General features: G+C 48.8%; 12 protein-coding genes. 8 read left to right on the plus strand and 4 right to left on the minus strand.

Annotation, left to right across the window (positions count from 1 at the left end; all coding sequences use genetic code 11):
- Window positions 1-223 precede the first annotated feature (223 nt).
- Complete coding sequence (locus tag ADU24_RS19225) at window positions 224-3,298, minus strand: efflux RND transporter permease subunit (protein WP_053368145.1); 3,075 nt, start codon at window positions 3,296-3,298, stop codon at window positions 224-226.
- A 274-nt stretch (window positions 3,299-3,572) separates the two neighbouring features.
- Between ADU24_RS19225 and ADU24_RS19230 the strand changes: the two genes are divergently transcribed.
- Window positions 3,573-4,280 carry a DUF421 domain-containing protein gene (locus tag ADU24_RS19230; protein ID WP_053368146.1) on the plus strand — a complete coding sequence of 236 codons (708 nt, stop codon included), beginning with the start codon at window positions 3,573-3,575 and terminating at the stop codon, window positions 4,278-4,280.
- A gap of 176 nt (window positions 4,281-4,456) precedes the next feature.
- Window positions 4,457-5,641, plus strand: a complete 1,185-nt coding sequence (locus ADU24_RS19235) for an ATP-grasp domain-containing protein (RefSeq protein ID WP_053368147.1) — start codon at window positions 4,457-4,459, stop codon at window positions 5,639-5,641.
- 134 nt (window positions 5,642-5,775) lie between these two features.
- Here ADU24_RS19235 and cysC read toward each other — a convergent pair whose 3' ends face one another.
- The 3 genes from cysC to ADU24_RS19250 form a co-directional block, all read right to left on the minus strand.
- Window positions 5,776-6,390 (minus strand): adenylyl-sulfate kinase, encoded by a 615-nt coding sequence (cysC, locus tag ADU24_RS19240; protein WP_053368148.1) that lies wholly within the window; start codon window positions 6,388-6,390, stop codon window positions 5,776-5,778.
- Entirely contained in the window at window positions 6,383-7,546 is a 1,164-nt protein-coding gene (gene sat / locus ADU24_RS19245; protein WP_053368149.1) for a sulfate adenylyltransferase, read from the minus strand. Before sat ends, cysC begins: the two co-directional genes overlap by 8 nt.
- 79 nt (window positions 7,547-7,625) lie before the next feature.
- Window positions 7,626-8,348: a phosphoadenylyl-sulfate reductase gene (locus tag ADU24_RS19250; protein ID WP_053368150.1), complete on the minus strand. Its 723-nt coding sequence runs from the start codon at window positions 8,346-8,348 to the stop codon at window positions 7,626-7,628.
- A gap of 478 nt (window positions 8,349-8,826) precedes the next feature.
- Between ADU24_RS19250 and ADU24_RS19255 the strand changes: the two genes are divergently transcribed.
- The 6 genes from ADU24_RS19255 to ADU24_RS19280 all read left to right on the plus strand — a co-directional run bounded on the left by ADU24_RS19255 (window position 8,827) and on the right by ADU24_RS19280 (window position 13,719).
- Window positions 8,827-9,564 carry a 2-phosphosulfolactate phosphatase gene (locus ADU24_RS19255; RefSeq protein WP_053368151.1) on the plus strand — a complete coding sequence of 246 codons (738 nt, stop codon included), beginning with the start codon at window positions 8,827-8,829 and terminating at the stop codon, window positions 9,562-9,564.
- Window positions 9,512-10,282, plus strand: a complete 771-nt coding sequence (locus ADU24_RS19260) for a phosphosulfolactate synthase (RefSeq protein WP_053368152.1) — start codon at window positions 9,512-9,514, stop codon at window positions 10,280-10,282. Before ADU24_RS19255 ends, ADU24_RS19260 begins: the two co-directional genes overlap by 53 nt.
- Window positions 10,279-10,677, plus strand: a complete 399-nt coding sequence (locus ADU24_RS19265) for a VOC family protein (RefSeq protein ID WP_053368153.1) — start codon at window positions 10,279-10,281, stop codon at window positions 10,675-10,677. Before ADU24_RS19260 ends, ADU24_RS19265 begins: the two co-directional genes overlap by 4 nt.
- A gap of 317 nt (window positions 10,678-10,994) precedes the next feature.
- Window positions 10,995-11,999 carry an FUSC family protein gene (locus ADU24_RS19270; RefSeq protein WP_053368154.1) on the plus strand — a complete coding sequence of 335 codons (1,005 nt, stop codon included), beginning with the start codon at window positions 10,995-10,997 and terminating at the stop codon, window positions 11,997-11,999.
- Window positions 12,000-12,088: 89 nt separating this feature from the next.
- Window positions 12,089-13,093, plus strand: a complete 1,005-nt coding sequence (locus ADU24_RS19275) for an XdhC family protein (RefSeq protein ID WP_053369013.1) — start codon at window positions 12,089-12,091, stop codon at window positions 13,091-13,093.
- Complete coding sequence (locus tag ADU24_RS19280) at window positions 13,090-13,719, plus strand: nucleotidyltransferase family protein (RefSeq protein WP_053368155.1); 630 nt, start codon at window positions 13,090-13,092, stop codon at window positions 13,717-13,719. The genes ADU24_RS19275 and ADU24_RS19280 overlap by 4 nt, the downstream gene beginning before the upstream one ends.
- The last annotated feature ends 9 nt before the right edge of the window (window positions 13,720-13,728 follow it).

The raw sequence follows: 13,728 nt of genomic DNA on the forward strand, positions 1-13,728 counted from the left end.
CAAAAAGAGCCCGCCACCAAAGGGCAGACTTCTCCCCTTGGTGACAGGCTCCTCCAAGAACAAGTATTTTTTTATCCTTTACCTTTATACCATACTTTCAAAACAATTTCACGGGATTTCACCTTGTTATTTTTTTACTATTCCGATTTTGGCTTAATTTCCGGGGCAGGTATTCACCCATTCCTTGGAACACCACTGGTAAAATCCGGATTCCAATAGGAAATTACACTGGTTTTGTTGTAATGATGACGCCCTTTAACGGCTTTTCTTTCGTTTCCGTCTGGCTTACAAGGGCCGATTCCGCCACCTTCTTCTTTGAACTGAAGAGGCTGTACATGACCGGCACAATGAATAGCGTCAGGAGTGTGGAAGTGGCAAGCCCGCCGATGACGACGACTGCCATCGAAGAAGAGACAATACCGGCATGGCTTGATACCGCCATCGGAATTAAAGCGCCGACCGTCGCAATAGCAGTCATGAGAATTGGCCTGATCCGGATGACTCCCGCCTCAAGCAATGCCTCCCTGGCTGCAAGGCCTTGCTTCTCGAATTGCTTTACCTTATCTACTAGCACGATTGCATTCGTTACGACAATTCCATTCAGCATCAGGAGCCCGATTAGCGCCGGCATCCCAATCGGCTCGTTGACAATGTACAGGCCGAGAAGCGCGCCAATGAGCGAGAAAGGAATTGAGAACAGGATGACAAACGGCGCCTTCCCTTCGCCAAACGCAATGACCATCACAAGGTAAACAAGCAGGATGCTGACAACGATGGCAATCGCCATATTTTTGAAGCCTTCCTCCATCGCAGCCGATGCGCCTTCCTTGTAATAATTGACGCTGTCCGGTAAATTCAGGGCCGCAATTGCCTTGTCTGCCTTTTTCGCTACATCACCTGTTTTGCTGTCGGTGATTTGCCCAAAAACCATGACATATTCATTCTGGTTCAGGTGGGTAATCACTGTCCGGTTTTTTCCGCGCTTTAGTTCGCCGATGTCCTTAAGTTTGACCGGCATGCCCATCATATTCGTAATTTGCTGTTCGCCAAGCTCATCCAGCGAGGCAATAGAATCCATTTTCAAGCCAATCTTCACATCCGTTTTGTTTTCATCAACGGACATCGTTGTGACAACGTCCCCATTAATCAGTTCCCGGAGGCTTTTACCAACCATTGCCGGCATCAGCCCGTTATCCGCAAGTTTCTGCTCGTTTAAATCAATTTGGATTTCAGGCTCATCCCCTTCAAGCGAGGATTGGACATCCGCTATGCCTGTGATCCCTTTCAGCTCGTTCACGATGTCTTTGCTGGCGGACTTGATGTCTTCAAAATCCGAACCATTCACAACAAGGACATATTGAGACTGGGCCCCGCCGGCAAAATCGCCGACTCCTGTCACGGAAATTTCTTTCGCTATATTCAGTTTGCCAAATTGGCCGCGCAAATCTTTTATGAAGCCATCCGCATCCTTGACGGAATCCTTTATTTCGAAGCTGATTGAAGCACTTCCGAATTGGCCGTTCACGCTCGTGCTCACAAGTTTGACTTCTTCTTTTTCCAATAAAACAGCCTCGACGATACTGGCAGCATCACTCGTTTTTTCCGGCGATGTGCCTTTGTCCATCGTGATTCTTACGTCATAATTGCTGACCCGCTCTTGGGGCAAAAACGTTGTCCCGAGCTTCGGGGCAATAACCGCAACCGTTCCGCCAAGAAGCATTATCGATACTCCAAGAGTCAAGGCGCGATGGCTTAGCACCCAGTTCAAAGACGTACGGTAGCTCTTTTGAATGAGCCCTTCTTTATGCTCTTTTGGGGAGAGCTTGAGAAGGAATAATTTTGACATTAGCGGGACGACGGTAACGGCGACAAGAAGCGAGAACAGCAGGGAAATTACGACCGTCCATGCAAGCGGCGCGAAGAATTTCCCGATGATTCCAGGCACGAACGCCATTGGAAGAAATACTGCCACGGTTGTAATCGTTGAAGAGGTGATGGCGGACGCCACTTCCCTCGTTGCTTCTTCGACAAGCTTTTCGTCGCGGTCTTTCGCGGCGCGGACCCTTCTGAATACATTTTCAATGACAACAATCGAATCATCTACAACCCGGCCGACTGCGACGGCAATACCCGCGAGCGTCATGATGTTAAGTGTGTAGCCAAGCATATTCAATACGGTAAATGATGCGAAAATCGACAGTGGAATCGAAATGATGGCAATGAGCGTCGAGCGCAAATTCCTCAAGAAAAGGAAGGTCACGATGACAGCCATCAAAGATCCAAGCAGCGCTTCGCGGAGCATCGCGTATACAGAATCCTTGATTTCGATAGATTGGTCTCTTAGGACTTGAATTTTCACGCCGTCAGGAAGGTCTGCTTTTTTGATTTCTTCCTTTGCATTTTCGACGATTGAGACAACATTGGCTCCGCCTTGCGCGATGATGCCGATGCGGACGCCTTCCTTTCCGTTGATGCGGGTGAAGTCGCTCCTGTTTTCACTATCAAACGTAATGTCGGCAATATCCTTAAGCTTAATTTGTTCAAGAGAACCCGTTCCCTGTGCAAACAAGATGACTCCCTTTACGTCTTCAAGCGACTTCAGTTCCTTGCCGACCCGGACCGGCAGTGATTGGCCGGACAGTTTGACATCACCAGTCGGTATTGTCATATTGTTTGCTGTGATTGCCGCTTTTACCTGGTCAAGCGTAATGCCGCGTTTGTTCATTTCTTCCGGTATCAGGCGGATATTCATGCTTTTATCCGCAATGCCGCCCACATCCACCTTGCTGACCCCTTCAATCATTTCAAGCCTCGGGACTAGTTTCTCTTTGACAAACGCTTGGACTTCGGCGCCGCTTTTTCCGGCATATGCGCCAATGGTATAGACAGCAGGGTCGGGATCAGGTCCCTGCAAAATGTATTCCGGGTTTTTCGCTGCTTCCGGAAGGGCGATTTTACCAACAGCTGCTTTGGCCATCTGTTCGGCGTCGTCCATATCAATGGACATGTCGAACTCCATAGTCGCATAAACGGCGTTGGCAACCCCATCAGTATACACATTCTTAACGCCTTCAATATTCATCAGCTCCCGTTCAACCGGTTCGCCAATTTCCTTCATTGCCTGCTCGGGTGAAGCGCCCGGGTATGGAACGACGACAGTCAAATACGGAATGTCGACATTCGGGTACTTTTCAATATTGATTTCTTTCAGGGAAAAGATTCCCCCGGCCAGAATCAGCGCCATCATTAAAAACAGTGCTACCCCGTTTTTCATACTGAATTGGATTACTTTTTTCATATTTTGATTCTCCCATCCTTTTTTCGCCCAGAGGAATACTCTGGAACATCGTCCTCTTTATGGTAAATTATTCACCTTTTTAACGTATGAAGCTGTGGAATGATTTTTTCCTAAGACTTCAGACCGAGGTGGAATGGGACAAATCCAACAATTTTGCAGGAGTCTAAACATGGGGCACTCCTTTTATTTTTGAATGGACCCCCAAGGTTTGGAAATAGTAAAAGTAGCTTTTCAAAAAGGGAATAATACGGTATGGGCGAGGAAGTGCTAACGGATGGATTTTTATCAAATGCAAGAAACCCTATCCACATTAGATTGGATTCTTCGGGCAGTTGTTGGTTTTGTTTTTTTGGTGGTAGTTGCCAAGGTTCTTGGCCAGAGGGCGATATCGCAACTCAGGCTGCTTGACTTCGTGATTGCTCTTGTCATCGGGAATATTATTGCCCACCCTTTGTCAGACCACCATCTGAGTATGAAAGGATCTGTTATTACCACTATCGTCCTTGTCGTTTTGTATAGTCTGGGGATTTTTTTAATTTTAAAATGGCCATGGTTTAGGAAATTGGTCAATCATGCCCCAATTACAATTATTGAAAATGGCAGCATCCTTTATGCCGGGCTGAAACGGGCCAGGATCTCTCTCGACGTCCTATTGGAGGAAATGCGCGAAAAAAAGGTGGAAGACGTAAAAAAGGTGGCGCTTGCTATTTGGGAAGCGGACGGGCGGATTTCTTTTTTCCTCGACCCGCAGTATGAACCGGTAACGCCCGCAACATTAAAGATGGACACAAAGCCGTTCTTTTTGCCCCGGGTCATTGTTAAGGAAGGGAAAATTAACTTCGAAGAACTGAAAAGAATCGGCAAGGATGAGGATTGGATTCGATCGACCATAAAACGCACCTATCAGGCGGAAGTCGGCGATATTCTGCTCGCTACAGTAGACAGGAATGATCATGTATCAATTTTTTTATATGATAAATAACAGTTGGATCTGGAGGGTAAGGAGAAACACTACGTCCTCCTTTTTTAATGGATTCAAAAAAACCCTCTTTGGGAATATCAGGATACAGCGAAAGCGGATTTTAAAAATAGTCTTTTCCGGGTAAGGGTATGTAAGATTGCGATTATGATTTTGCTCAAGGGAGGGACGTTTAAACAATGAAAATAGAGCCTTCAATGACGCTACAGGATATATTCGGGCCCGAGCTCGTTTTTAATCCGCGCGTATCATTCCAAGGGTTGGGCTGGATTCCGACAAACGAAAACATGGATGATTTCCGGACGGGTGCCCTTCTTCCCATTGCTGGGGATATGCCACTCGTGTGCAATGATAGGACAGTGACGGATGAAACGCTTGCCCTTTTTGAAAAGGCGGGAATCACCCCCGCATCAAACCTCCTCGTTTATGATTCAGAGGAAAGCTTCTATAGCCTGTTGGACAAGCTTAACAGCGGCCGGCAGAAAAAAGTAATGAACCAGCCGGTCCCGGATTCCGAGGTACCAGAAGAAAATTACTGGATTGATAAAGATGTATTTTCCTATTTAAACAACAAGGCGAATTTGGGAGAACTCGTTCCTCGTGAACATCGACCGAAACGTACGGTTGTCAGCCCTTCAGAAGCCGTTTCGGTAAAAGCGGAGTGGAATTATCCGTTTGTTATGAAGGCCGGGACAGACCTCCCGAATGCTGGCGGGCACGACGTCTTCTTTTGCCATACGGATGAGGATTTTGCCAAGGGGCTAGAAAGCCTGAAAGAGAGCGAAAGCATTGTAATTGAAGAGCTTGTTGATATTAAGAAAAATTACTGCATCCAATTTGCCAAAACGCATGATGGTAAAACCATTTATCTGGGGGCGGGGGAACAAATTACAACCGATACCGGAGAATATAAAGGAAACTGGATTCCGAACGCCGAAGGGCCGCCCGATGAAGCAATTGCCCTTGGGGAATCTATCATGGAAAAGGCGTGCGAACTTGGCTACAAAGGGGTAGCGGGGTTCGATATCCTCTTGACGGAAGACGGGAGGGTGTTATGCATTGACCTGAATTTCCGATTGAATGGCTCCACCCCGGCACTCCTGCTGAAAGACAGCATTTTTAGAAGCCAAAATACGCAGGATATGATGTATAAAACGTGGAAAATTGATGGCGAGTGGGAAGAATTTCTCTCCGTCTGCAAAAACATGATTGAATCGGGCTCCCTCATCCCCCTGGCAATCTATCATCCTGAAGAGGAGGCCGGCTCAGGGATGCAGCCATTCATAAATGGCCTCCTGCTCGGGGATTCACGGAAGGATATTCTGAAAAAGGAACAATACTTGGCCGACAACGGCTGGAACTAAGGATAGCGGCAGGTTCCCGAAAAATTCGCGTAAACCTATGATGCTGCACCGTCCCTCGGAGTCGGGCAAATTCTTTTTAAAACAAGCATAACCGCCCGTTTTACTGGCGGTTATGCTTGTTGGTTCTCCTATCCTTACGAAATGTCATTATTCATCCCTATCAATCCATTATTCTGCAAATAGCGGATGACCCTTCTTGCGCTATCCCCCACAGATGATTCGGAAGTATCAATTAATAGCTCCGGCGCGTTTGGGGCTTCATAAGGGGAATCAACTCCGGTGAACTCCCGGATTTCACCCCTCCTCGCTTTTTTGTAAAGCCCCTTTACATCCCTCATCTCACACACCTCAAGTGGGCAGTCGACAAAAACTTCGATGAATTCACCCGGCTCGAACAGCTCCCTCACCCTATTCCGGTCTTCACGGAACGGCGATATGAAGGCGGTCAGCACAACCATGCCGCTGTCGACGAACAGCCTGGAAACTTCACCGATGCGCCTGATATTCTCGACTCGGTCCTCTTTGCTGAAGCCAAGCCCTTTGTTCAATCCGTGGCGGATGTTATCGCCATCAAGGACATAGCTTCTTACCCCCATGCTGTAAAGCTGGCGGTCTACTTCATTGGCAAGGGTTGATTTTCCCGAACCGGACAGCCCCGTGAACCAGAGGACAAAGCTTTTATGCCGATTCAACTTCTGGCGATCCGTTTTCGTGATGGATGACGGATGCCAGACGATATGCTCACTCATTTTTACCCACCATCTCCTGGACTGAAAGCCGCTGCGTCTTCATGCCCTCAATCAATATGCCGGCTACCTCCGGGCGGCTGAATTCCGGCGGCGGCGCCTCCCCTTTTTGCAGCATGGCCCTAACCTTTGTCCCTGAAAGCGCGATGTGGTGTTTTTTATCATGGGGGCATGTCTTTACGGAAGCCATATTTCCGCAAACCTCACAGTAGAAGCTGTTTTCAAAAAATAAGGTTTGGATGCCAATTTCGCCCTTTTCAAAATTGGCGAAGATTTTTTGTGCATCGTATGTTCCATAATAATTCCCGACGCCGGCGTGGTCCCGCCCGACGATAAAATGGGTGCACCCGTAATTTTTCCGGATTAGCGCGTGAAAAATTGCCTCCCGCGGGCCGGCATAGCGCATTGCCGCCGGAAAAACCGATAACAGGACCCGGTCTTTCGGATAATATTTTTCCAGAAGTGCCTTATAGCTCTTCATGCGAATATCGCCGGGAACATCGTCCGCCTTTGTCTCGCCGACGAGGGGATGCAGGAAAAGGGCATCGACTTGTTCAAGGGCGCACTTTTGGATGTATTCATGGGCCCTATGGACCGGATTTCTCGTCTGGAAGCCAACAACCGTCCTCCAGCCCCGTTTTCGGAATAGTTCCCTTGTCTCTTTCGGAGTACGGTTCTCTTCTTCGTATCGGTTCCACGGCCTCTTTACCATGGTAACAGGGCCGCCAAGATAGACCTCTCCCCGCTCGAACAGCTTTTTTACACCCGGGTGGTCCTGTTCATCGGTCCTGTAAACAAGCCTCGCTTCCCTTCTTTTATCCGGAATGTATTTATCGGTGACATCCATGATGCCAAAGATGGTTCCTTCCCGTTCCAGGTTAATCGTGTCGCCAGGCTTAATCCTCGCAGCCACACTCTTTGTTACGGGAAGGGTAACGGGGATGCTCCAGACAAGCCCATTTTCAAGGCGCATCCTTTCCACGACGGCGAGGTAATCGGTTTTCTCCATAAATCCGCCAAGCGGGCTATATGCCCCAATCGCAAGCATTTCAAGATCGCTTAGGGCCATCGCATCCAGCTCCACAGACAGATTCTTCTCATCCACCCAATAGTCTTCATCTAGCTTATTGACCAGGACTCCCCCGTGAGGTTCGATCATGTATTGTTCCTCCTTATCCTTTCAAGCAATCCGTTCACCAGCTGGAATAAAGCCGATTTTCCGGTAAGAACGGCCCTGCTCAGTCGCTCCCTCCCGCAAGATGGAGGCCGCATTCAGTCTTCCCGGTATTTGCCCATCTTCCCGCGCGCAAGTCGTCCCCCTCTTTCACCGGCTGGGTGCACGGTTGGCAGCCAATGCTCGGATAAAGCTTGTCATGGAGCGGGTTATACGGAAGGTTATTGAGGCTGATGTAATTCCAGGTATCCTCCCATTTCCAGTGGATGAGCGGACAGATTTTTATGTTTTTAAAGCGGTTATCCTTGTTGATATACTGGATGTTCTTCCTTGTCTCGGACTGTTCCCTCCGAAGACCCGAGATCCAGGCTTTCACCGTTCCCAGCTCCCTTGCCAGCGGCTCGACCTTCCTGATTTTGCAGCAAAGGTTCGGGTCGCATTTCCACAATTCCTTCCCGTATAGCGCCTCCTGCTCTGACAGGGAGAGATCCGGTTCGACCATGTCCAGCCTGAAGCCCGGGTATTTTTCTTTTATTTTATCAATCAGCTCATACGTCTCAGCGAAGTGAAGGCCGGTATCCAGGAAGAGGATTCCTGCTTCCTTATTTACTTTTGAAATCAGGTCGAGCATAACGATTCCCTCTGCGCCAAAACTGCACGCATAGACGATATCGTCCCCATATTCCCGGTACGCCCATTTCAGCACATCCATTGTATCGGTCAATTTCTCCAGCACACGGCCGGCACTACCTTCTTCCCATGTTTCGTAGGTCAGCACATTCCCCATTTCCTTCCCCTCGATTCTAAAACCTTTCCAACTGTCAAAATAGGTTAAAACCTATGTACAAAATATTCATTTTTCCCTTAAAAGTTCGGAGGGTAAAAGCCTATTTCCGGAAGGATATGCGCCTATTTATTTTCTGGAGGCCAAATTTTACTTGAAAACACTATATAGGTTGAACTTAATAATTACACCCTTTAGTTTGGGGAGCTGGCTGATTGGAGCTCAGGCATGTAGACTCCTGCGGGATTGAGCGGCAAGGGGAGACCCCACAGGAGCAACGCGACGAGGAGGCTCCACTGACGCCCCGCGGAAAGCGAAATGCCCGGAGCGGAAATCAACCACCTCGTTACATTTGGAACCCAATTTTTATTTCAACCTATATAGTCACCTAAAAAAACAGGGATAAGGTACGCTTTCGGTTCCTGGGCATATACTTTTTGCAGAGTGTCTAGGCATTTTCTAAAAAACAGGAGCGCAAAAAATGAAAGCAACCATTTATCAGGGCCATCGCCCACGGCTCCCACATGCGGACGTGAATATTGTCATTGATGTCGTGCGGGCGTTCACTGTCGCTCATTACGCCTTCCTCCGCGGAGCCAGGGAAATTATCCTTGCGGGAACTGAAGGCGAGGCCTTCCTTTTAAAAGAAAAAAATCCGGACTTTTTGCTCGCCGGCGAGGTACAGGGGCTTCCGATTGCAGGGTTTAATTTTGATAACTCCCCGGCAAGGATGGCCTGTGCAGATGTTGGTGGAAGCACGCTCGTCCAAAAAACAACGAACGGCGTCAAGGCCGCGCTGAATGCCCTTGATGCCGACGCTGTATTTGTAACAGGCTTTTCAAACGCACGCACGACAGCGGAATGTGTCCTTGAATTGTGGCCGCTAGGGTCAGTTGTGAATATTATCGCTTCCCATCCCGATGGGGACGATGACCTGGCATGCGCCGAGTATATAAAAGGGATACTCAACGGGAAGGAAACCATCTCCGCGGAAGCTGTTGCTGAAAGAATCAGGCGCTCCGTACCTGCTAGGAAATTTTTTGACCCATCCCGGCCTGAGTTTCAGGCGGAGGATATTGCTTTTTGCACAAGGGAATTGGCTGGCGGGTTTGTGATGCATGTGGATTGCACCAGGAAATTCCCGACGATTGTGAGGGTGAATAACGATGAATTATACAGGATTGGACCTTCCGGAAAGAGAAGCGAAGCCGAGGTTTAAAGGGGTAACCGTCCTGATCGACAACGGCGTCCCTGAAGGCTTTTTTGCCGATACGATTAAAAGCGCCTCCCCCTATGTCGATTTTGTTAAGTTCGGCTGGGGGACTTCCATTGTTTCACCCGGCCTTCCAAACAAGATTTCGATTTTACAGGAGCATAAAGTCGGCTACTTTTTCGGAGGGACTCTTTTTGAAAAATTCCTCAGCCAGAACAAGCTGGACGATTACTATGATTATTGCAAACGGTTCTGTTGCATGCACATTGAAATCTCTAACGGGACCTTGCCGATGACGAACAAGGAGAAAGCCCGGCACATCACCAATTTTTCGAAGGAGTTCACCGTCTTCAGTGAAGTCGGGAACAAGGACAGCAGCGTAACCGCATCTCCTTCCGAATGGCTGGAATTCATCGAGGAAGACCTTGAGGCAGGCGCGGCCAAAGTCATTACCGAGGCGAGGGAAAGCGGCACAAGCGGCATCTGCCAGGCTAACGGAGACATGCGCTTCGATATCGTCAACGACATCCTCGCGTCCGGCATCCCGCTTGACCGGATCCTGTTTGAAGCGCCGACGAAGAAAATGCAAACCGAGTTTATCAGGCTTGCGGGCCCGAATGCGAACCTTGCGAATATCCCGTTCAGCGATGCAATCGCACTTGAAACGCTCCGGCTCGGCTTGCGGTCCGATACATTTTTCCTTTTCGAGGAGGCTGTAAAATGAGGGAAACGAACAAAGTGTTCCACCTTGCAATTCCGTGCAAGGATCTTGATGAGACAGTGGACTTTTACGAAAAGCTCGGCTGCCGGCTTGCGCGCCGGTACCATGACCGGGTGACCTTCGACTTTTTCGGCGACCAGGTTGTTTGCCATTTGAACCCGGATAAGATTGACCCTGCCCCGAAAATGTACCCAAGGCACTTCGGAGTCACTTTCCTCGACAGGGAGGAATTCGACCAGGCGCTTGAGCATGCGACAACACACGAACTGCCGTTTTTCCAAGAGCTGATGGTCCGGTTCCCCGGAAAAAAAGAGGAGCATGTTACGTTCTTTTTGATTGACCCGGCGAACAACCTGCTTGAATTCAAGTATTATCATGATGAAGGGATGGTTTATTAATTCGGTTTAAGGATTGCGGTTGTGATTGTCGGTTTGTAAATAGGGTTTTGGGTTTATGAACCGTGTTTGGGAATTATGAACCGATTTCTCGTTTTATGAACGAGCCTCAAAGATTTATGAACCGGAATCGATGTTTTATGAACCGAACCGGGTCCCTGAATTTATGAACCGATACGATTTCTAGTTATATATGGTCCGCTATCCCTTGCCTGGGAAAGCGGACTTTTTCTGTTTCACCCTGCCAGCCAGTTAACCATGGAATAAAACGATGCCCGCAATAGAACTCTATAAAGAAGACGTTTGAAAGAAGGTCCGGCATGAAGAAGAATAAGAAAGATTTCGTGAACAAAACACTGCTCGTCTGGAAAATGGCGATAGCGTCGGCGATAGCGTGGGAGCTCGCCAAATTGGCTGGCTCGGACCATCCCTATCTCGCGCCACTTTCGGTTATTTTGTGCCTGCAGACGACTATCTACAAATCAATCAGGTTCTCGTTCCACCGAATTGCCGGAACGGTGGTTGGCGTTCTGATGGTTTCGTGGTTTGTCAGCCACCTTCCCATGAATGGCTGGTCCCTAGGCCTGTTGCTTTTGGCCGGGACGTTTGCCGTCAAATGGCTGAGGATGGACGAGACCGCAATCCACCAGGTTGCGCTCACCATTCTGCTGCTCTTTTCCTTTGAACGAAAGTCCGGTGATTATGGTTTTGACCGTGTTGTGGATACCATCATTGGCGCGGTTGTCGCGGTTATTGTCCATATGATTCTCTTTCCGCCCGATTTTACAAAGGATGCCGAGGCAGCAATCAAAAAGGCAAGCCACAAACTGTCAGTCCTCCTAGGGGAAATGGCCAATTGGGTCCATTCGGAATGGGGGTTCGACAAGCAGACGGAAATGGAAAACCGGCGCAAGGACTTGTTGGACGATCTCCATACGGTGAAGGACACCCTTAACATCGCATCGAGGAGCCTAAAGTTCAATCCTCTTGGAAAAAAACACAAAGATACGCTTTCCAGCTATAAAACAAGGCTTCACATACTCGAAAATGGATTTGAATATGCTTCAGCAGTCATCGGCACCCTTACAGAATGGGAAAAAGCTGGCCAGCTTTCCCCCGCGGACAAAACTATGTTAAGGACAGATTTGCAGATTTTAAAGGACTTTTTCCTAGAAACAGGTGCCCCGGGCTTCAATCAGGAAAGGCGCGACGCCGTAATTGGCCTGATTCAATCAAACATTGCCCTTCCACAAAGCCAAAGTGATGAGATGTACCGAAACACCTTCTGTCTTGAAACACGGAGGCTGCTAAATCAGTTGCATTAAGTATCCCTCGCCTGCCGGGCCTGGGATATTTTTTTATTCGGGGGAATATCCATATAGAGATGAAAATTGGCAGGAAAGCGGTGAAAACCGTGGAAACGATGAATCAACTGCTCGATACAATTTCCCTCTCACCCAAAAAGCCGATGGTGCTCGCGACCATTATTCATGTGGAGGGCTCCGCCTACAGGAAGGAAGGGGCGTCGATACTGATACTCCGGGACAAATCCAGGCTTGGGCTTCTCTCGGCGGGCTGCCTCGAGGAGGATATAACAGAGAGGGCGACGGAAGTTTTCACTACAGGGAACCCAAGCGTTGTCCACTTTGATATGGCAAATGAGGATGATTTAGCGTGGGGGCGGGGAGCGGGCTGCAACGGAAGGTTGACTATCCTTTTGGAGCCCGTCAATGACAAGCTGCTTTCGGGCCTTCTTTTTGCAAAAAAAGCGCTTGATTCCAATAAGGCAGTCACACGGGTCGTCAGGTTTACTCCGGATATGAAACTTGCCGATGGACGATTTTTTCCCGCGGAAAAATCCTCGACAGGAAGCGAAGTGATAAAATCTTCGCAGCTGCCAACAGGGCTTCATCCCGACGCCAAAAATGGCGGATTCCTGTTTGTCCATCAACTGAAGCCAAGGCCCCGCCTTTTTGTTTTTGGCGCGGGTGATGATGCCATGCCGGTTGTTTCCCTCGCCTCCCAAACAGGCTTTGATGTCACTGTAATCGATTGGCGGCCGGCTTTTGGGTCTATTGAGAGGTTCCCGGAGGCAAATATGCTTTTAAGCGACTCTCTTGAAAAAATATTCATGGGCCTTTCGTTTTCAGCTGCGGATTTGGCGGTTGTCATGACGCATCACTTTGATAGAGATCAACTAATTTTGGACAGTTTGCTTGAGTCCGGGCCGCTATTTTACCTGGGAGTTCTCGGTCCGAGGGAGCGGACGGAACGGCTGCTTCGGGGAACTCCCATACCCGAATTTCTCCATTCCCCTGTTGGCCTGGCCATTGGTGCTCAAGGCCCTCAGGAAATAGCCGTCAGCATCGTTGCCGAGATAATCAAGAAAATTCGCAGAGACAAAGAGCCGGCCTTATGAGAATTGCCGGCCTTTATCTTGCGGCAGGCAGCAGCAGACGCATGGGAACGGATAAGCGGAAGCTGACTTTTGGCGGAGTTCCGCTCGGAAGCATTGCCCTCAAGCAGGCCCTTCTTTCAAAACTGGATCATGTATTTGTCGTAACAAAGCAAGGGGATCACCTTGATTGGCTTCCGGATTCGTTTTTTGAATCCCGGATCTATCGAAAGTGGACCCGGTTGGAATGCGCCGATGCGGAAAAAGGGCAGGGATACTCTCTGAAGATTGGCGTCAAAAAAGCCGCGGAATCGGGAGCGGATGCAGGAATGGTCCTCCTTGCTGACCAGCCTTTTGTTACGTTTAAGGTAATTGATACACTAATCGATTATTTTAGTAAGACCCCTACTGATTTTGTCGGAGCATCGGGGCCAAGGGGCAATCCGATGCCGCCAATCTTGCTTTCAAATAAGTGTTTTTCCTTATTTGAACATCTTGATGGTGACCACGGGCTTCGGAAACTAATCCGGGGTGAGTCAAAGGCATCCGTGCGGGCAATCGATTTCAGGCAGCCCCGGCTTTTTTACGATGTCGATACAATGGATGAATATAAAGCATTGGCAAGTCTGCTCAAGGAAAGGAACACTTAATGCGTTCCA

It is taken from the genome of Bacillus sp. FJAT-27245 (genome assembly GCF_001273955.1).
Taxonomy (GTDB): Bacteria; Bacillota; Bacilli; order Bacillales; family Cytobacillaceae; genus Bacillus_D.

Bases quoted from the DNA above. Each gene is read 5' to 3' on its own strand.
- ADU24_RS19225 (WP_053368145.1), bottom strand. From the start codon at position 3,298: ATGAAAAAAGTAATCCAATTCAGTATGAAAAACGGGGTAGCACTGTTT.
- ADU24_RS19230 (WP_053368146.1), top strand. From the start codon at position 3,573: ATGGATTTTTATCAAATGCAAGAAACCCTATCCACATTAGATTGGATT.
- ADU24_RS19235 (WP_053368147.1), top strand. From the start codon at position 4,457: ATGAAAATAGAGCCTTCAATGACGCTACAGGATATATTCGGGCCCGAG.
- cysC (WP_053368148.1), bottom strand. From the start codon at position 6,390: ATGAGTGAGCATATCGTCTGGCATCCGTCATCCATCACGAAAACGGAT.
- sat (WP_053368149.1), bottom strand. From the start codon at position 7,546: ATGATCGAACCTCACGGGGGAGTCCTGGTCAATAAGCTAGATGAAGAC.
- ADU24_RS19250 (WP_053368150.1), bottom strand. From the start codon at position 8,348: ATGGGGAATGTGCTGACCTACGAAACATGGGAAGAAGGTAGTGCCGGC.
- ADU24_RS19255 (WP_053368151.1), top strand. From the start codon at position 8,827: ATGAAAGCAACCATTTATCAGGGCCATCGCCCACGGCTCCCACATGCG.
- ADU24_RS19260 (WP_053368152.1), top strand. From the start codon at position 9,512: ATGAATTATACAGGATTGGACCTTCCGGAAAGAGAAGCGAAGCCGAGG.
- ADU24_RS19265 (WP_053368153.1), top strand. From the start codon at position 10,279: ATGAGGGAAACGAACAAAGTGTTCCACCTTGCAATTCCGTGCAAGGAT.
- ADU24_RS19270 (WP_053368154.1), top strand. From the start codon at position 10,995: ATGAAGAAGAATAAGAAAGATTTCGTGAACAAAACACTGCTCGTCTGG.
- ADU24_RS19280 (WP_053368155.1), top strand. From the start codon at position 13,090: ATGAGAATTGCCGGCCTTTATCTTGCGGCAGGCAGCAGCAGACGCATG.